This window comes from Rania fehmarnensis, assembly GCF_056494185.1.
On record NZ_CM151398.1, the window covers coordinates 742,406 to 761,329 of the forward strand.

Sequence of the window (18,924 nt, forward strand, 5' to 3'; positions counted from 1 at the left end):
CATCGATTGAAGCTCAGAACACAGATACAACATGCAGCTACTTCCTTACGAGGAATTCGGTAAACAGACGGCGAGTGTGTTCGTCGAGCCAGTGATTTTGTAGCACCTGCTCGAGGCGACGAGCAATTTTTTCGGGCGGATCCGCCGTTAGCATTTTCCCGTGGTTCTTGATGCCGCTCAGAATCGAAGCCAGGTAGATGATAGCGAGCACAATCGGTGGCTCATCAGGCTCTTCGCGCGCAACTCGCTTGGCCGTGTTGCGCAAGGCTAACAGCACTTCTACCGACAGTGATTTACCCGCGACCAGGTCCTGAATCGTGGCCGGCTGCGTCCATGAACAGGACTCACCATTGCCTGCTAGCCAGCTTTCGATCGAAGTATCGAGCAGTTGTTTCCAAAGGTAGCGCAAGTCGGCTTCCGTGGTGTAGAAGCTTTGTGTTGGATCCTCAATGAACCTCTGTTCGTCGCCCGCAATCGACATTAGTGACGATTGCATACTGGGTTTGGGTAACTGATTCCCGCAGTCGGCCACGATGTCCTCAAAGAGCTCGCTATCCAGAATTCCTGGCTTCGATAATAGGCTCAGCAGATCCGTGTATTCCTGCTCCACTCGTTCGCCTTGTTGGTCGGTCGAAGACACTGGCAAGTAGTCCCCGATGCGAAGTTTGAGGTGACGTGCAAATTTGCGGGTAATGGTGCGCACGGCGTTAGCGGCAGTGCGGGCATCTTGAAAGTGGAACTGGTCAGCCAGGTGGGCGTATCCCGGCGGAGGTGTTCCCATGAGTTTGGGAAGCACTATCTGCAAGCAGAAAAGTTTCCACATAGGCTCTTGGTTATTGGCCAGGCATTCGGAGCGAACGTCGCTGATACAAGCTCGAAGGACTGAGTTTGCCCAAGCCGCATCAAACTCGTGGCAATCTTGCTCGCTGACGGCGTCAAAGCCATCCATGGCATCCAGGCTGGCCGGTGCGTGTTTGCTCTTGCGCAACCAATCGATATAGTGAAAGCCAATCGATCGCATCAGATATCGGCGAAAAGAACCGGCAGGTGTGGTCGTTCTCTCTTGAAGCTTGGCCAGGTACTTGGCCGCAATCGTCTGGTCCGGCGGTGGCAGAATCAATTTAGCCAGCCAAAAATCCTGCACGATCTCTTCGGCTTGTTCCAGCGGAGCTCGTTTGGCGCGCACAAGAAAGGTAACCAGTGGCTGCGTGTACTGCACAGCAAAACGTTCCAACTGTTGACGCCGCTCAGCCTGGTCGTGCTGAGCGACGCCAAAGAGCACACTCATAATGGTTGAATTGCCGAAGTCCATCGCTAAATGTGCTTAGTTAGAGTTGCCAAGATTTCGGAATACGCTGGGTCGCCATTATATCGAGTGCACAAAGTTCTCGGTGATATCGATTAGAGCTTCATCAAGGGCCACCAGGCATACTGCATCCAGTGCCCATGGGCAGCAAATCTTTTCTGGGTCATTGGCGATGTATTCGGTCGCTTGAACAAGCCCAGCATATCGCAGCGAACCATTTTTGGCTGCTCGGTATTCGAACAGGTTGGCACCAGCCCGAATCACAATCTGGTAACCGGGCGTCACTATCGAAGTAGCTGGCATTGTGGATAGTCCCAAGTTGGGATTGCCCCAGTCAACGTGCTTGACGCTGATCACTTCGGCAGTGATTGTTTCGGGCAACCAGCCGCTGACTTGCTTGAGTGCCTCATCGGTCAACCTGGTTAAGTCAGGATCTGCGTGGGTTCCTCCGGTCGGGAGATCACTCGGTGTCTCACCAAAACTGTTGGTGGGCGAGGAGCCAGGTACGGACGCTTCGGGTTCCTGATTGTTTTGAGCATTGATGTAGTTGATCAAGAGCAGGGCATCCAAGGCAGTGACATGCGTGTCTTGGTTGATATCGATCGCTTGGTTAAAGGTTGGTTGGGGATTGTTGATTTGATTAATGACATCCAGTGCATCTCGAGCGGTGACAAAGCCATCTTGGTTGCAGTCATAGATCGCAATCGGGCCTGGCTGATTTACACCCGGCTCATTCACCACGGGTACCTTAGGCGTTAGGCTGGCTGGTTGGAATTGTTCTGGGGTCATGTCAACCTTGATGTTGACGTCGCGCACTTGAACTGTACCTAACTCGGCTACTTCATGGGTAGTGGCGTTAAAGGCTCGCAGAACATAGGTGCCCGGTTCAAGCTGCAGTGCATAGCCACCCGCAGCTCCAGTAACTGTCGAAAAAGTTCTATGGCTGTCAACATGTTCGGCCACGATCGAGATATTGGCTTGACCTTCGCCGATGGTGTAGAAGTTATCGTCAACAATCCGATCGCTGTAGGCCACACCCGTCACTGCGCGAAGTTGTGTATTGGTGCGGCCAAAGTTTTCGGTGGTCATAACGACTGAGTAGGTGCCGTTGGCAGAGGTCCGCTGACCGGTGCGGACTCCGATACCCAAGTCACGCATGGCATCGGTCATTAGGTTTTGACGATGGCCAGGGCTTGTGAACAACATATCATGCGAGGCAGCCACGGCGGCATCCACATTGTCGCCCCAATACGAGCGATACGCGATATTCTCAGCCGCCCCAGCTGAATAACCGGCGGCACGAGCGCGATCATAGGGGGTCGAACCATTCAGGCCCGCATGATCAAAGTAGTTGTTGGCGAGCATATCTTGAGAATGTTGCGATGCCGCCAAATTCAGCGCCTGGTTGGGTGCCAAAGGTTGTTTGGCTGCGGTCGAAATCGCCGATGCCGGCAGGCCCTGGTTCAAATCGATTCCTAAACGGTTCGCTTCGGCGGTCGGATTGGCCCGGGCACGATTGACCAGTTCGAGAACCAGCTGCTCTTGAGCCGAAATGTCGATAGGCGGAGCCACCGTAGAGGTGCTGACTGTGTTGTACGCCAAGTCGGCGGCCATCAGTTGTCGCAGTTCGAACTGTTCCAGGCGCAGCGTGCGGGTTCCAATTTGTGGACATTTGCGGCTTTTTGCGAACATGACTGCCTCGTCGGATCGAAGGGTGTGACTGGTGTGTACACCCAGATAACGAGGCCGCATGCAGGCCGCTGCGCGGGCCGAGAAAAAAATTTGGGAAATTCTCCACCTTGGAATCTCAGGAAGTTTGTGCGCCCGACCCACGCCAGGTCAGAGTCAGAATATGATGTGGGTTGCAACACGGGTTCACCGGCAGGTAGTCACAGTTAAAGCGAACCACACTTGCAGACTCTACTGGATCTGGGAACCGTCTAACTATGGGCATTAGCGAGTGGTTCAAGAGTTTCTACTCCCGCCGCGAGAGGTTGCTGTCGCGTTATCGCTCGGGCATGCTGAAAGCCAAAAAAGGCGATTTCGCTGGAGCGATCCTCGAGTACACGACAACCATTGAAGACGACGGCGTCCCCAGCGACGTCTTAGGTATGGCTCTTTACAATCGGGCGCTGGCCTATTCGGCGATCAACGAAGACGACAAGGCTTTGGAAGATTTGAACCGAGTGCTCGGCATGCGCGGACTGCCCGAAAACATCAACGTCGCAGCCGGCCAGCGTCGAGAACGCTTGCGTCGTCGCGAGAGTTAAAGAACCGGGGCGGTCACAGGGTAGCCACCGTCGCCGGACGATGGACCGTTCGTAGCCACCGTCGCCAGACGGTGGACAGTGAGTTTCTGGGTTAAGTAGCCACCGCTGCCAAGCGGTGGATTGCGCTGCCAGCCGAGTCCACCGTCTGGCGACGGTGGCTACGCGCCAGAAAAGTTGCGACTAGTCGTAGCGCATGATAGCATGCTCATTGTGCGTATACGCCCGATCTGGATTTCGAGTAAAACTTCTCATGGCTGATCAAGATGAATTGCCGATGGCCCTGCGCGCAGCGTACTTGGGTATGCATCGCCGGACGGATAATGAATTTGCCAAGTATGGCGTGACAGCTGACCAATTCGTGCTGCTGGCCACGCTGACTCGCGGAAGTGCAATGACCCAACGAGAACTGGCCAGGCGCATGCCATCGGACCCGAGTACTGTCCGGGCTATGTTGGTGCTGCTGGAAAAACAGGGACTCGTCCAGCGCGAAAGCCATCCCACTGACTCGCGGGCACTGCTTGTTAGTCTGACAGCTGTCGGCAAGCGGAAATTTCGGCAGCTCTGGAAAGCGGGCGACGAAATCCGCAATCAAATGTTCGACTCCATTCCACCGAACGAGGTCCGCATTTTGATAAAAGGCTTGCATCGCATTGCCGAGGCGCTGGCGTCGGACACTGCGTTGGCATCGACTTCACCACAGAACAATTCGTGATAGGGATCGACTTCTCTTCAGTAATAAAGGCGGAGTAATTATGAATCGCGCAATTCGAGAACTGCTCGGGATGTTGGCAGTCGCTTTGGTACTCATGCAGTGTTGTCTCGCTCAGGACAATCCTGAACGACCGCGGCGCCCCGGTGGTTTTGGTGGTCCTATCGAACTTGGTCCAGACGATGTGGCTTTCTATGATGCGCCCCCCGAAGGATTTAAATCGGTTCGCGAGAACATTCCTCATGGCAAGCTGGAAATGGTCGAGTACGAATCGAAGACGGTTGGAACTACGCGCAAAGCCAACGTCTACACACCACCGAATTATTCGACCGATAAGAAGTATCCCGTACTGTATCTGCTGCATGGTATCGGTGGCGATGAGACGGAATGGCAGCGCTTTGCCGATCCTAACGTCCTCTTTGATAACTTGATTGCCGATGGCAAAGCTGTGCCTATGATCGTGGTTATGCCCAACGGTCGTGCGCAAAAGAATGATCGAGCGGAAGGCAACGTAATGCAGAGCGCCCCAGCCTTTGCAGTATTCGAAAAAGACCTGCTGAACGACCTGATACCCGCGATCGAATCAAAATACTCCGTCGACTCCAGTCGTGAAAAGCGGGCCATTGCCGGCCTGTCGATGGGTGGTGGTCAGTCGTTTAACTTTGGACTCGGAAACCTGGACACCTTTGCATGGGTAGGTCCTTTCTCGGCTGCGCCCAATACCAAGCCGGCGGCCGAGCTAGTTCCAGACGTTGAGAAAGCCAAAGCCAAGCTGAAGCTGCTCTGGATCTCGTGCGGCAACAAAGATGGCTTGATTCGCATTAGTCAGAATGTACATCAATTTCTCAAGAAGAACGACATCGAACATGTATGGCATGTGGATGGTCATGGTCACGATCCAGCCCACTGGAGCAGTAGTCTGTACTGGTTTAGCCAGGCTGTCTTTCAGGACAAAAAACCCGTAGGCACACAAGCCTCGACAACTTCAACCAAGGCTCCTGCGGCTAAGGCTCCTGCGACTAAGTTCGATGGAGAGTGGAAAGCCACGATCGACACTCAAATCGGCAAGCAAGAGTATGTGTACACGATCCAATCCAAGGACGAGCAATGGACCGGCACCTCAACGATGAAACTTGATGGTGAAAACTCCACGGGACAACTTTCGAATTTTCGAATCGACGGTAACACAATTGCATTCGATGAACTACTGAAGTTCCGCGATATGGAGCTGACGATTCAATACACTGGACAAAAGAGTGGCGACGAGATCAAGTTTTCGCGTAAAGTCGGCGATATTGCCACTGAAGAATTTGTGGCCAGTCCCGTCAAGTCGCCCGATGCTCCCACGATCACGGACGACTTCAAACCCTCAGCGCTCAATCAGCCGGGCAAAGAATATCCGCAGGTCAACTCACAAGGTTACGCGCGATTCCGCGTCGAAGCCCCTAATGCCCAAAGTGTAAAGGTCAGTCTGGGAGGACTCCAGCGCGGCGGCTTTGAGCTAACCAAGGGCGACGATGGCGCGTGGACTGGCGTAACTCAAAAGAAATTAGATGAGGGTTTTCACTATTATCATTTGACCGTCGATGGCGGCGTGTTCAATGATCCGGGAACGCTCAACTACTATGGATCGACTCGTTGGGAAAGTGGAATCGAGGTTCCAGCTCACGATCAAAACATTTACGAACTGAAAGATGTTCCCCATGGTAGTGTGCAACAGATCCTCTTTTCATCGCCGAGCACCAATTCGGTTCGTCGGGCCTACGTTTATACGCCCCCAGCGTACCATCATGATCAAACGACGAGGTTTCCTGTACTCTATCTGCAGCATGGATGGGGAGAGGACGAAACGGCGTGGAGCAATCAAGGTCGCGCTAACTTGATCCTGGATAACCTGATCGCTGACAAGAAGATCAAACCATTCTTAGTCGTTATGACTTACGGCATGACCAATGACACCCGCATGGGCGGCATTCGCAATTTCAAGATCGAGGCCTTTGAGACAGTTTTGGTGCGCGAGCTGGTGCCCTATGTCGATGCCAACTTTCGTACGCTAACCGATCAACCCAATCGCGCGATGGCTGGCCTGTCGATGGGCGGTATGGAAACCAAGCAAATCACTTTGCGAAACCTGGATATGTTCTCGCACATTGGCCTATTCAGTGGCGGTGTGATCACTCCTGAAGACGTTGAGAAGACGGCAGGTTTTCGTGAGAAGGTGAAGGTCGTCTTTTGCAGTTGTGGTAGCCGCGAGAATGCTGAGGGCATCAAGGCTAACCATGAAGCACTCAATAAAGCCGAAGTCAAGAATACGGCCTACATCTCACCCGATACCGCTCACGAATTCCAAACCTGGCGCCGTAGTTTGCACGAGTTTGCCCCGCTGTTGTTCCAGGATTGAGCAGGTCACCCATCGTAGAGCGGCTGTCCCCAGCCGCTCGGAACCCTCTAACCAAATCTTCGACCGACCAGTTGACCCGCTTCACGTTAGAGTCAACGAACGGTGCCTGGCTCCTGCACATAGAGAGGTGGAAACGCAGAGTCCGGAAAGGGTCGCAAACAAAATACTGACTACGGTCCGGCTAAGCACGTGGATACGTCCACGTGCTTATCTGATCCAGCTGAGTCAACATCTCTAACCTGTTCCAGCTCATCGAAGAACAGTCCAGCTGTCGAAAATGTGGGCTGTGAGGGGATTCACGGCACCGTTGTTGCACCGAGCGAGCGTTGGCCGCTCACTCAACAACTAGAGGTGCTTGTTCATGTCCCGTATTACTTCTGCCACGCCTACGCGTGGAAATGCTCCGTCGCATTCGCCTCCCGATATGACGTTTGCTCCAGGCGCTGGCTTGGCCCATGGACTGGGCTGGTTCAGTATCGCACTCGGCGTGGCCCAAATGCTTGCACCGCGAATGGTGGGTAGGGCCAGCGGCGTTCACAATACTGAGCTGATGCAGTGTTGTGGCCTGCGCGAAATCGCCAGTGGCATTGCTGTTCTCAGTTGTTCTCGGCCGACTTATGGCATGTGGGCCCGCGTGGCTGGCGATGTCATGGACCTGGCCATCTTGACCAACGCTATGATCGACAACGATCGTCATTCGCAAGTGCGAGCCATGGAAGCTACGGCCGCAGTGGCAGGTGTCACGGCGCTCGATATGGCTGCTGCGTTGCAGCTATCGGCTGCGCAGCATCTCGAAGGCTAACGTCAATACGAACTCAGTACTCACCAGGAGGTAGACAACATGCAGGCCATTTGTTGGCACGGCGTCGGCGATGTCCGAGTCGATAATGTTCCCGATCCAGTTATTGCTGACCCTACAGATGTGATCGTACGCATCACCTCGACGGCAATTTGCGGCAGCGATTTGCACTTGCTCGATGGCTTTATGCCCACTATGCAAGCCGGCGACGTCATCGGGCACGAACCGATGGGCGTAGTGGTTGAAACGGGCAAGGCCGTCAAGAAAATCAAAGTGGGCGATCGAGTTGTCGTGCCCTTTACCATCGCGTGTGGTCAATGTTGGTTCTGTTCTCAACAGTTATTTTCCTTATGCGATAACTCAAATCCCAATGCGGACATGGCCAAGGCGGCTATGGGACAGTCTCCCTCTGGCTTGTTTGGTTATTCGCACATGTTAGGCGGATTTGCCGGCGGCCAGGCGGAATATCTGCGAGTGCCTTACGGAGATGTGGGGCCCATCAAAATCGAGTCCGATTTGCCAGACGAAAAGGTATTATTCTTGTCTGACATCTTTCCAACTGGATATATGGCCGCGGACAATGCTCAGATCCAAGCGGGTGATACCGTGGCGGTCTGGGGTTGTGGACCCGTTGGGCAGTTTGCCATCCAAAGCGCTTGGATGTTTAAGGCAGCTAGAGTTTTCGCGATCGATTGCGTGCCTGAGCGACTTGAGTTAGCGCGCAGCTACGGTAAAGCCGAAACGATTGACTTCAGCCAAGAAAAGGTTTATGACCGCTTGATGGAAGAGACGAAAGGACGTGGACCTGATTGTTGCATCGATGCAGTGGGTGCCGAAGCCCATGGAACAGGTAGCTTAGATGCAGTTGTCGACCGCGTGAAATCTGCCGTACGCTTAACTACCGATCGAGCTCACGCGCTGCGTGAAGCGATTATGTGTTGCCGGAAGGGTGGAACACTGTCTATACCCGGAGTGTATATCGGTTTCCCAGATAAGATTCCTTTCGGCGCCTTGATGAACAAAGGCCTGACGGTCAAGACCGGGCAGACTCACGTCAACAAGTATTCAAAACTGCTGCTACAAAAGATCGAGAGTGGAGAAATAGATCCCTCGGCAATCATTACGCACCAGCTGCCGCTCAGTGATGGCCCCGAAGCCTATAAGAAGTTTCGCGACAAGCAGGATGGTTGCATCAAAGTCGTGTTAAAACCTTAACCGCTGATAAGTCGCAATTTCACAGGGCAGCTTGCAACGGCTGCTTCTACTCGCAGACATGATTCAGGCAATTGCGGAATCATGCCATGCGAGTCTGGCAGTGGTTTTTCGGGCGAGGGTTGAGTCATTTGTCGCCGCGGTTTGGCTGGGAATCTTTGTCCGATCGATCTCGGCCTTCCGCGCGTTGGTCTTTGGGCTTGTCCTTTTTGGTTGCCGTCCGCAAATCGTCGCGCGGACGTGATGTCGGCGAACCTGTATCGCCAGTGTTTTCATTGGTGCGTTTGTCAGCCATGGTTAGTCCATCCTAATGTACTTGAAGATGTCTATATGTACCCGATTGGTTTAAGCGGCAAGCTAAAAACGTACCGCCCGCTGAGGTGCCATTAAATGCAGCGGATCTTGCGTCCTGCTGTAGCTGCACTCGCCAGAGTGCGGACATCAGCTTTGGGTGCCATTAAATGCAACGGATCTTGCGTCTCAGTGAACGCGGCATCGTAGTTGCTCCGAGGCTGGTTGCCAATTGCGTACGCTACGCTTGCACATCGCAACCAAACTCACGCATGTTTTAAGTGTGCGTACAAGGACGATGGATGGATTATGAAGTTGTACCAACGAATAGCTCTCGGAGCGGTGGCCGGTTATGCCTGCTTAGAGACACTGCGAGCGGTAGTTCGCTATCGCCGGCACTTTTCGTTTCATGACAAGGTGGTGCTAGTGACCGGAGGCTCGCGAGGACTCGGGCTAGTGCTCGCGCGTCAACTGGTCGCGATGGGTGCTCGAGTAGCGATTTGCTCGCGCGACATCCAGAGTATTGAGCGCGCCGTCGATCAGTTGAGTTCCGACAACGCGGGTGATCGAGTACTGGGACTGCGCGCCGATGTGCGCAGCGATGACGATGTGGCTGATGTTGTCACGCAAGTTCAAGCCGCCTGGGGTGATGTGGAAGTCTTGTTCAATGTGGCGGGCATCATCGAAGTCGGCCCCCTGGATGCGATGACGACGGACGACTTTCAGAATGCCATGCAGGTCAACTGTTGGGGTGCGCTGCGCACGACGCGCGCAGTTTTACCAGGCATGCGCAGGGCAGGGTGGGGCAGGATCGTCAACGTGGCTTCCCTCGGTGGCAAACGAGCCGTGCCTCATATGTTGCCCTACGTGGCCAGCAAGTTTGCATTAGTGGGGCTCTCGCAAGGTCTGCGAGCTGAACTAAAACACGAGAACATCTTCGTAACAACTGCTTGCCCTAGTTTGATGCGCACGGGCAGTCCGCGCAATGCGACTTTCAAGGGGCAGCATCGGCAGGAATACGCTTGGTTTGCCGTGGGCGACTCGCTGCCCATCGTGAGCATGTCGGCAGAAAATGCGGCCGATCAGATCATTGCCGCTTGTCAGTCTGGTCGCGGAGAAGTGTTGATTACCAATCGAGCTAACATCGCCACCTATCTCCAGGCCATGTTTCCCGAGTTAACCAGCGAGATCCTGGAGTTTGCTAATCGCTTCTTGCCAGAAATGGGCGGACGAGGGCTGGTCGCTACCAAGGGGCACGAGAGCGAATCCGCTCTTACTCGGTCATTCATTACTACGCTTTCTCAACAGGCTGCGCTTCAAAATAACGAAATGGATGCGTAACAGTTGACTTTGCCAATACATGTTCATTCGATCAGTTCGAAAACGCCTGACTTAGAGTTTTTGAGGTCATCATCATGCCAAAGTCCAGTCCCTACAGTCGCAAAGTAGTTGTTGTTACCGGCGCTTCGAGCGGGTTCGGTAGAGGTGTCGCGCTGGAGCTAGCTCGTCGTGGTGCGTACGTAGTTTTGGCCTCGCGCAGTCCTGAGGTTCTGAATGAAGTGGCGCGCGAATGCGAAGCGGCGGGAGGGCAAGCGTTAGTGGTACCGACCGATGTGAGCCATCCCACCGAAGTTGAGCGGCTCGCTGAACAAGCATGTGCGCGTTTTGGTAGCTTCGATGTGTGGATCAACAATGCGGGCGTGGCCGCGATCGGCAGATTTCATGAAGTGCCATTAAAGGACCACGAGCAAATTGTGCTGACCGACCTCCTGGGAACTGTGGCGGGTAGCCACTGCGCTTTGAAACACTTTCGCCAGCGTGGTCACGGCATCTTGATCAACATTGCATCGGTGCTCGGCAAAATACCGGCTCCGCTTTATGCGTCTTATGCCGCAGCCAAGTATGGAGTCGTTGGCTTGTCTGATGCCTTGCGTCAAGAGTTGAGTCAAGATCAAGCGGACTCAATTCGTGTGTGCACCGTGATGCCAATGGCCCATGATACGGAATTCTTTGAGCATGCAGGCAACTACACTGGTCGAGCTGCTGTGCCCATTCCACCCACTTACGATCCGCAGGTCACCATAGATGCCGTGGTGCAGTTGGTCGTTTCTCCAGAAGACGAGACGATCACAGGTTGGCAGGGCGGCGTTTTCAATTTCTTGCATAAGCTCATGCCCTCGGCGATTGAAAAAATCATGGCTATCAACACGGATGCCGCACAGCTCAGCCACAACAGCCAGCCGGCGGCTGATTCTTCAGGCATTATCCACCAACCCACCGGCTAACGCCCTCGGCTTAGTTGACGCGGAAGCTGCCGTAGTCATCGTCGCCAGACGGTGGATGCGTTACGCCTGACTATCCACCGCTTGGCAGCGGTGGCTACGAGTAGCCGCCCGTGGCGCTGTCAGGCTGCCGCGGTAGCTTTCTGCAAATGCAGGTGGCGAATTAACAGAAAGAGCGGGCAGGCAAAGGCAAACGCGATGGCAAAGGTCATCACGAAATAGGCCCAGCGATACTTCATGCCGATGCGGCCGGCTTCGTGCATCATCCAAATGAGCACCGCAGTCGAACCAATAAAGAAGTCAGAACTCAGGGAACTGGCCAGAGTATTGGTGAAGCCAGCCGCCAGGAAGGCTTGCACCGTAAATGTCTGGCCTTCGATGAGCATGTATTTCAAGTTATAGTACCACGGGATCGTGAGCCCTAGTACGGCCAGTAGTGCATAGACAACAACTAAGGGAGCGATCGCGATCTTCATGGACATACTCATCTCGAATTGGACGCATCCACCCGCTAGGTCCCAGTTCGAGGGCAGCCGATATAGATGCAGCAGTTACGATGATTATTCCTGAATATTGGGCAGAAGCCAGACGGCAACATCGCGGCGCCAAGAAACAAGTGACGGTACGCCGTTTCGGCTGGTCCAACGAGAGCCAACTTGCGGCCCAGACGCACGCCGAGGCTCGGGCTGAAGAGGCCCTCAAGCAGGCGCTCCAAGATGGCCGAGTCCCTCGGCGGGAAAGCAAAGTGCCCTACAATGGCGCCGAAGGCTTGCCGATTCGCGAAGAAGTAATCCAACGAACCGAGCGTTATGTCATTACTCGCAACTCATATGGCGCTCTATGTCTGAATACGCCTGATACGCTCTTTGCCGACATCGACGTGGCGACTAGAAGCTACCTTGGTCACACACTGATCGTCTGCTTAATGCTGGGGATCGTGGTGACTCTAGCCACTGGCTCCATTATCGCGGGCACGATCGCCGGTTTCTTATCACTGCCGCTGCTTGTCTGGCTGCAATTGGTTGTTACCCGTCGCCTGCAATCCGGCGATGCTCCTGCCAATGCCGAGCTAAGCAAAATTAGTAAACGAGCCGAGCAGTTCCCGGAGTGGACATTGAGAGTTTATCGAACACCGGCGGGGTTTCGAATTCTCGTAACACATCGAGTTTTTGATCCTAGCGAAGCAGACGTCTCGCGTTTCTTTCAATGCTTCGGCGTCGATCCTATTTATGTACGCATGTGTCGTAACCAGCACTGCTTTCGTGCCCGGTTGACTGCCAAACCGTGGCGAATAGGCATCGCCAGTCACATGCGCCCTCGGCCCGGTGTCTGGCCAGTGCATCCTGGTAGCCTGGCACACCGACTGGCCTGGATCGAGCAATACCAAGCAATCGCAAAAGACTATGCTGCTTGCGAGTATGTAACGACCCTCGGTCGCGACCAGGTTCATGACCTTGTACAACCGGTGCTGGAAATCCACGACCAGCTATGCCAAGCCCACTCGGGCAGACCAATCGCTTGAGCGCGAAATGCGTCGTAGCGGAATGCGTCAAGCATTTCGATCCCAAACGCGTCGAAAGCCTTGACGGCTTCCGCTACGGGGGCGTCTTCCACGTCAGGGCTGGCGAATATTCCAGGTATCCAGTAACAAAGTACCATCTCGGTCGATGTATATTACTTTCAGCGTGGAGTGCGTGTCGGTCCAAGCTTGCGGGTTCATGGTATGAGTACCAAAACCGCACTGTAAATCATGTTTTAGCAGGCCAATGTGTTCACCATCTGCGAACCAGACTCCGATGTTGGCGTCGATGTCTAAACTGAGGCCAAGGCGTTGGTCGTCTATCAGCAGGATACTGCGCACATCTACAGGATGAATTTGTAGAACATGAGTGCGATGCGAAACTGGATCGACGAAGCGAATCGTTCCGTCCCGATGGCCCGAAACTATTCGGCCCTGTTGGTTGTAGGCCAAGCATAAGGCATGGAGTCCATAATCTGCAATCTCTGTCAGTTCGTCCTTGTCTGGATTGAACTCCAACACGGGCAATTGACCACTGATTGCCAAGCGATCGCCTTGAGGTGACCAGGCCAGGCAGCCTCCCTGTCCTTTAAGCTTTTGGCTGATGACCGCAGGCTCGGCTCCTGTTAAAGAGACGACGTGGATCTTGGCGTCGCTGCCAGTCCAAGCTAGCCGTGAAGAGTCTGGTGAAAAGGCCAAACAGTCGATGCTATCTCTGCCTGCCGCGGAAGCACGAAATACCACAGATGACCCGATCGCACCGGGTGAGTCTCCTAACACCTCCAGCATCGTTCGCCGGCAGTATGCCCAGTGGCGATGATCGGGCGCAGTGGCTATTCCGTTCATCCAATCAAAAAGTTCGCTAGATTCCTTCGGAGGGCGTGCTATCAAGATCGGTTGATGTTCATCATCAGTAACCGATATGCTTTGTCGCGAATAAAGATGGGACAGATTGGGATCGCTGGTAGCGTGAACACTCCGGCCGCCCGCCAGGCTAATGCGCCGCATTTCCCCGTTTACTTTTCCGATAAGTGCATGTTCGCCGTCAGCATCCCAAGCCAAAGAGTGACAGACTTGACCATCCATCGACTCTAAATCGAGTGGTTGTGTTTCTTTTGTGGTGCTGGCCTTGAACCTGGGTATGAGAGTCCGTATCAATTCTCCATCGTGGGAAGCCGAAATAAACCAGTCATCAACAATAGCGACAGAGTAAATTGGGCTCATGGACAACTGCCAACTGCCTAGTGGTTGAACGGCCTCGCCGGAAAGTGCAGGCTCATCGCGCCATACCAGCACTTCGCCGGTTAACATACTGGCCGCGATCAGCCCGTCACTTGTAGTTAGCGAAGATAGCTCGGCAGAAGGCGGGACTCCACCCAGAGCAAAGTTGCGAGCCGGCGTTTCATCGGTTTCAAGAATCAGTCGCTGTTCAAATCGTGAACCCAAGATCAGGGCGTTACTTGCATGCAGCCAACTGGCGCAGACCAGGGGATAACGAAGTTCGGTTTGCTGATACTCGCCCTCACGCTGTGGGTCCGAGATGATCACAGATTTATCAACTCCTTGCATCGCGAAACGATTGCTGATAGGCGATGCAGACAACCATGTATTTCTTCGCTCGGTCGGCAGCTCGATCATCTGTTCGGTATCGAGCTCATAGACCTTTACCTTAGAATATCGACAACCGCATGCTAGTCGCTTGCCGTCGGTAGAGAATTCAAGCGATTCGATAGTGGTGACCTGACCAGGCAATTGTGTGACTAGCTGCAGGGTGTCCAAGTTATAGATCTTGGGAAAAGACCAATTGGGAATCAAACTGGGGCTACCGCCAACAGCTGCCAGTTGGCCATCCGGGCTAATGGCCAAAGCGTGTAGCGAACGAATGCCAGTTGCGATTTGACCAGTCAACTGTCCGGTAATGATGTCGACGATGTAGAGTGTCCCATCGGCCGCTGCCGCAGCTACGCGATGGCTGTTGGGGATCACTCGAACTTCATGAATCGTGCACGGCAAGTCCAGCAAGAGTTTAACTTGTCGATCGATATCCGTTCGCAACAGTCGCCATTCGACTCGCGATACTGCATCGGGGTGAGATTCGGACAGACTAGCCAGAAGTTCATTGGCCTCTGCATAGTTCCTTTCGTGCCACGCTGTGTAAGCTTCTCGAATCCCTTTTTTCCAAGCCAGGTCAACGAATCTTTCTTGCTTGCCGATAGCTTCCTCTCGCAACTTGTCGGCGAGGTTGGCGAGTTCGCGCGCATGATGTTCTTGCTTGGTTAGCTCTTCATTCACTTTAGAGAGCTGCGTATTCTGCCAACGGTAGATGGAGTTATTGCGCAGCGTCAGGGCTAAGATCAGACCCGTCATGAGAATCAGGATGCATAAGACGCTCGCAGATGTGCGGTGTCTCATCGACCAGCGCCACAGATGTTCGTGCAGTGGCAGGGGCCGGGCCTGGGTGGGATCACCGCGCAAGAAGCGATCGAGGTCTTCGCGCAGCTCGGCGGCACTCAAGTATCTTCTGTCCGGGCGATACTCCAAACACTTGTGACAGATAGTCGCCAGATCGCGCGGGACCTGCGGGGAAAGCTTGCCCACATAGGTAATTGGGTGGTGGAGCTTAGCCAGGCGTTCTTGCAAGCTGCTGGATTGGCCAAATGGACTTTTGCCCGACAGCAATTCGTACAACACGATGCCAATGGCATAGATATCCGTCCCCACGCCGTGCTCGTCAACTTTTCCGGAGAGCTGTTCGGGTGCCATATAGCGCGGGGTGCCGACCAGCATTCCTGTATGGCTCAACAGAGTCGCATCAATATCGGTTAAGCGCGCCAGACCAAAGTCGGTCAGTCGCAAGGTAGCTGTTTCGAGCGATTCTCCCGCTTGACGATCAACCATGATGTTGTCAGGTTTTATATCGCGGTGCAGCACACTTGACGTATGCGCATGAGCCACCGCGTCGGCCAGGTCGCGGGTGAGCCGAGCGGCTATGTTTGGCTGCAAGGCTCCCACAGAAATATGTTCTGATAGCGGCGCACCTTCTACCAGCTCGCAAACTTGCCAGGTACTCCCGGCAGCTTCCGAAACCTCTAGCACCCGCACGATAAAGGGATGATTTAGTCTCGCGGCGGCTCGTGACTCGCGCAAGAAACGTTGCCTGAGTGTGGCATTGCTCAGCAGTTCTGGGCGCAGAAATTTGATGGCCACATGGCGTTTCAACCAGGTGTCGTAAGCTTGGTAGACGATCCCAAAACCGCCGCTACCTAGTTTCGCAATCAGCTCAAAGCGATCGGGGGCCAGTGGCTCAGCCGCCAGTTCGCCTGTAACAGGACCTGCGGGAGTTGAGTTCTCAGACATCGCACAAGTGTCCAAGCTCTCCGCATCTCGATTGGCCGCCAGCAGGTCGTTGGGCGATTCGAAGCGCAGTGCGTCGCGCAGAGCTCGCATCGCTTTGGTCAGCTCTGGTGCCTGCGCCTCCAGCTCCTCGTCTTGAGCCGTGTGAGACTGATCGGTTCTCAATCGTTCATCGTAAGCCACCAATCGGCTTAGCCGCATGACGGTCTTCTGCCCTTCGAAGTTTTCGTCACTGCCGGCTTTAGTCATCAGAAGTGGATTGCTTGGAAAATTGACGAGGTGGTTTAGTTCACACTGTTTACTGGAGTCGATTCTTCAGCTTCTCGAGTGCATCCATCCAACGCCGCCACACGGTCGTCAGAGGAGTGTTCAGCAAACTAGCGATATTCTCGAACGTTTGATCCTCCAGGTATCGCAGGCGCACGATCTGTTGGAGCTCGGGTGGCAGATCTTGAAGTGCCAAGAGAAGTTCGTTGGCCTGATCGACCGCTGCCACCTGTTGCTCGGCGGTAGGGTTGTCATCAACCAGCTTGCTACCGGTGGAAGGAATCTCGCGACTAACGCGTCGCCGCTCAGCAATGCGATGCCGCCGCATGCCATCGACCAGACGCGACCGCAGCATCTCTTGTAACCAGCCGGCCAGTTCCTGTTCGGATCGGCCGCGAAAAGATTGAAACTGACTGGTCGCCGTCACCATGGTTTCTTGAACCAAGTCGGAGATCGACATGCGTCTGCGCAGCAGTTTACCCACCGACTTTTCGGCTTGCAAAACCAACTGAGGGCGAAAGTGTTCCAGTAGTGAACCCAGCTTCGAGTTCGATCCATTTCGCGCTTCATCGAGCAGCGCCAAGATCTCAGCTGTCGAACGTTCCATCAAGTCTTCCGTAGCCCACTTTATTCTTGGCTAACTGTCGTGGCCTGCGACAGGTTGCTTGGATAACCATTGTCCGGTGTGACGTGAATTGAACGTCACAGACGATACTTTAATCATTTTTTGGAAATTGTCGAAAAGAATCGACTTGGATTACGGCTAAAGGCTTAGAGCGGGAAGTGTGTCCGCTGTGTTCTCTTTTTCTTTCATCCATGAGTATGCATCTATGCCCACCCTATTTCGTGTCGCGCTAAAGGCGATTTTTGCGGCAGTTATCGCCGTTACGCCGTTGATTGCCAAAGCTGATATCGTTTTTAGCAATCACTTCCAAGCCAATTTTAGATTTACAGTCGTCGACGGTCCCTTGGCGGGACTGGGCGTCGGAACAATCCTGGACTTTGAAGCCACGGGCCCACTGACCTTCACCTTGGACGATTCGGTGCTCAATGCACCCTCTATGGCCATTATGAACGTTACCGGAACGCTCAATGTCAATGGCCCCGCCGGCTTCGCGGGCTCGACGTTGTCCCCCGAATTGGAGTTTGTGGGCGGTCAACTGACTAGTATTGTTCGCGATGGTGGTGGCGTCATCACTTCGGGTATGGTTTCTGATCTGCGCATGCGTTGGGAAATGTTCGCTGGTCCAACTCGTTTGTATACCAACGACTCGCTGCCCTTTAACGGTATAATTTCGGGGATACCCTTCGGATTTGCGAACCAACTATCAGGACCTGATCCCTTCGACGTTTTCCTGGATGCCGGCCTGGGCGCCGCCAATCCGCTGGCCGTCGTTGGCAGTAGTCGCTTTCTAACAGTCGCTGCTGTTCCGGAGCCCAGCAGTTTCGCTCTGCTATCTCTAGCTGGCCTGGGGCTAGTCAAGTATCGCAATCGCCGCAAGACGCAGTTGTAGAGCGGCTGTCCCCAGCCGCTCCGCACCCGGCAAGTCGCTTGCCTGTAACGCTGGTTGAACTCGTCACGATCCGAGTTGCCACGAAACTGGAACTCGGACTCCTTTTCAGTTGAAATGGGGTGAGGTCTGGGTCGGCTCTCTTTTTGGCTCGACTTTCGTTGGCACTAGCGTCGGAGCTGGCTGTGAAAGCTTTGCCGCGTGAACCAATGAAGATATAATTGAGCCTGAAACAAGTTTGTTATTGTCAGTGCATCCAATGGCTTGTGAGACGACCAGTTCATGAGTACTCATCTCCGTTTAACTACAGTCGACTACAATCGCATGGTTGAACTCGGAGCGTTCGATCACTTGAATCGCAAAGTCGAACTGATTCGGGGAGAAATATGCGAAATGAATCCTGCTGGGCCATTGCATGACGACCTAATTTCGTACTTGTTAGAATGGTCGTTTCTTTGTACTGAGCGTCGGTGTATTCGCGTAACCTCCCAAACCGGGCTTGAACTGCTAGAGCAGGAGAGCCGTCCTGAGCCTGATCTGATGTGGGTGCGAGCTGACCGATATCGGGATTGCCACCCAACGGCCGCAGACGTGAATTTGGCGATCGAAGTTGCTGATAGCAGTTTGCAGTTCGACCTCTCTGACAAGGCTTCTCTGTATGCCGAAGCGGGCATTGTCGAGTACTGGATTGTGGATGTACAAGCGAAATGTATTCACGTTTTTCGACGACCTGAAGCTGGTCATTACAGAGATCGAATCCTGGTAAACGTTGGTCAACAACTCTCGCCATTGGTAGCATGCAGCGTACCGCTGGATGTGCGAGAACTGTTTGGCGATATGCCTTCCGCATAGATGAGCGAGACGACCCTATTATTAAAACGCAGAGAAACGGAGAATCGCAGAGAAGTCAGCGTTTTCTCTGCGGGCTCTGCGATCTCTGCGTTTCAAAAAGAAACGTTGTAGAGCGGCTGCTACCTTCTTCTCAAATTGCTGTCCGCGAGTG

General features: G+C 53.9%; 16 protein-coding genes. 10 read left to right on the forward strand and 6 right to left on the reverse strand.

The window, feature by feature from the left end:
* Positions 1–37: 37 nt before the first annotated feature.
* Together SH573x_RS02445 and SH573x_RS02450 are read right to left on the reverse strand one after the other, a co-directional pair.
* Positions 38–1,312 (reverse strand): RNA polymerase sigma factor, encoded by a 1,275-nt coding sequence (locus SH573x_RS02445; RefSeq protein WP_479352702.1) that lies wholly within the window; start codon positions 1,310–1,312, stop codon positions 38–40.
* A gap of 54 nt (positions 1,313–1,366) precedes the next feature.
* A complete protein-coding gene (locus SH573x_RS02450; protein ID WP_479352703.1) occupies positions 1,367–2,998 on the reverse strand; it encodes a dockerin type I domain-containing protein in 1,632 nt (543 codons plus the stop codon).
* A gap of 254 nt (positions 2,999–3,252) precedes the next feature.
* Here SH573x_RS02450 and SH573x_RS02455 point away from each other — a divergent pair, with 254 nt between their 5' ends.
* From SH573x_RS02455 to SH573x_RS02475, 5 genes are all read left to right on the forward strand, one after another.
* On the forward strand, positions 3,253–3,576 hold the full coding sequence (locus tag SH573x_RS02455) for a tetratricopeptide repeat protein (protein WP_479352704.1): 324 nt from the start codon (positions 3,253–3,255) through the stop codon (positions 3,574–3,576).
* Between the two features lie 250 nt (positions 3,577–3,826).
* On the forward strand, positions 3,827–4,288 hold the full coding sequence (locus tag SH573x_RS02460; RefSeq protein WP_479352705.1) for a MarR family winged helix-turn-helix transcriptional regulator: 462 nt from the start codon (positions 3,827–3,829) through the stop codon (positions 4,286–4,288).
* Between the two features lie 40 nt (positions 4,289–4,328).
* The gene (locus tag SH573x_RS02465; protein WP_479352706.1) at positions 4,329–6,686 is read left to right on the forward strand and encodes an alpha/beta hydrolase-fold protein; all 2,358 of its coding nucleotides are present in this window, start codon (positions 4,329–4,331) and stop codon (positions 6,684–6,686) included.
* Between the two features lie 361 nt (positions 6,687–7,047).
* Positions 7,048–7,488: a hypothetical protein gene (locus SH573x_RS02470; protein ID WP_479352707.1), complete on the forward strand. Its 441-nt coding sequence runs from the start codon at positions 7,048–7,050 to the stop codon at positions 7,486–7,488.
* A 39-nt stretch (positions 7,489–7,527) separates the two neighbouring features.
* Complete coding sequence (locus SH573x_RS02475) at positions 7,528–8,700, forward strand: zinc-dependent alcohol dehydrogenase (RefSeq protein WP_479352708.1); 1,173 nt, start codon at positions 7,528–7,530, stop codon at positions 8,698–8,700.
* A gap of 124 nt (positions 8,701–8,824) precedes the next feature.
* On the opposite strand, the gene SH573x_RS02480 is transcribed toward SH573x_RS02475, so the two are convergent.
* The gene (locus tag SH573x_RS02480; RefSeq protein ID WP_479352709.1) at positions 8,825–8,992 is read right to left on the reverse strand and encodes a hypothetical protein; all 168 of its coding nucleotides are present in this window, start codon (positions 8,990–8,992) and stop codon (positions 8,825–8,827) included.
* A 305-nt stretch (positions 8,993–9,297) separates the two neighbouring features.
* On the opposite strand from SH573x_RS02480, the gene SH573x_RS02485 reads away from it, so the two are divergent.
* Together SH573x_RS02485 and SH573x_RS02490 are read left to right on the forward strand one after the other, a co-directional pair.
* A complete protein-coding gene (locus SH573x_RS02485; RefSeq protein ID WP_479352710.1) occupies positions 9,298–10,329 on the forward strand; it encodes an SDR family NAD(P)-dependent oxidoreductase in 1,032 nt (343 codons plus the stop codon).
* 74 nt (positions 10,330–10,403) lie between these two features.
* The gene (locus tag SH573x_RS02490) at positions 10,404–11,273 is read left to right on the forward strand and encodes an SDR family NAD(P)-dependent oxidoreductase (RefSeq protein WP_479352711.1); all 870 of its coding nucleotides are present in this window, start codon (positions 10,404–10,406) and stop codon (positions 11,271–11,273) included.
* A gap of 119 nt (positions 11,274–11,392) precedes the next feature.
* On the opposite strand, the gene SH573x_RS02495 is transcribed toward SH573x_RS02490, so the two are convergent.
* Positions 11,393–11,752: a DUF2834 domain-containing protein gene (locus SH573x_RS02495; RefSeq protein ID WP_479352712.1), complete on the reverse strand. Its 360-nt coding sequence runs from the start codon at positions 11,750–11,752 to the stop codon at positions 11,393–11,395.
* 74 nt (positions 11,753–11,826) lie between these two features.
* Between SH573x_RS02495 and SH573x_RS02500 the strand changes: the two genes are divergently transcribed.
* Positions 11,827–12,792 (forward strand): longin-like domain-containing protein, encoded by a 966-nt coding sequence (locus tag SH573x_RS02500; protein ID WP_479352713.1) that lies wholly within the window; start codon positions 11,827–11,829, stop codon positions 12,790–12,792.
* 93 nt (positions 12,793–12,885) lie between these two features.
* Here the strand turns inward: SH573x_RS02500 and SH573x_RS02505 are convergent, their stop codons facing one another.
* Positions 12,886–16,392 carry a WD40 repeat domain-containing serine/threonine protein kinase gene (locus tag SH573x_RS02505; protein ID WP_479352714.1) on the reverse strand — a complete coding sequence of 1,169 codons (3,507 nt, stop codon included), beginning with the start codon at positions 16,390–16,392 and terminating at the stop codon, positions 12,886–12,888.
* 49 nt (positions 16,393–16,441) lie between these two features.
* Complete coding sequence (locus tag SH573x_RS02510; protein WP_479352715.1) at positions 16,442–17,017, reverse strand: sigma-70 family RNA polymerase sigma factor; 576 nt, start codon at positions 17,015–17,017, stop codon at positions 16,442–16,444.
* 223 nt (positions 17,018–17,240) lie between these two features.
* Between SH573x_RS02510 and SH573x_RS02515 the strand changes: the two genes are divergently transcribed.
* Positions 17,241–17,924 (forward strand): PEP-CTERM sorting domain-containing protein, encoded by a 684-nt coding sequence (locus SH573x_RS02515; protein WP_479352716.1) that lies wholly within the window; start codon positions 17,241–17,243, stop codon positions 17,922–17,924.
* 279 nt (positions 17,925–18,203) lie between these two features.
* Positions 18,204–18,773, forward strand: a complete 570-nt coding sequence (locus SH573x_RS02520) for a Uma2 family endonuclease (protein ID WP_479352717.1) — start codon at positions 18,204–18,206, stop codon at positions 18,771–18,773.
* The last annotated feature ends 151 nt before the right edge of the window (positions 18,774–18,924 follow it).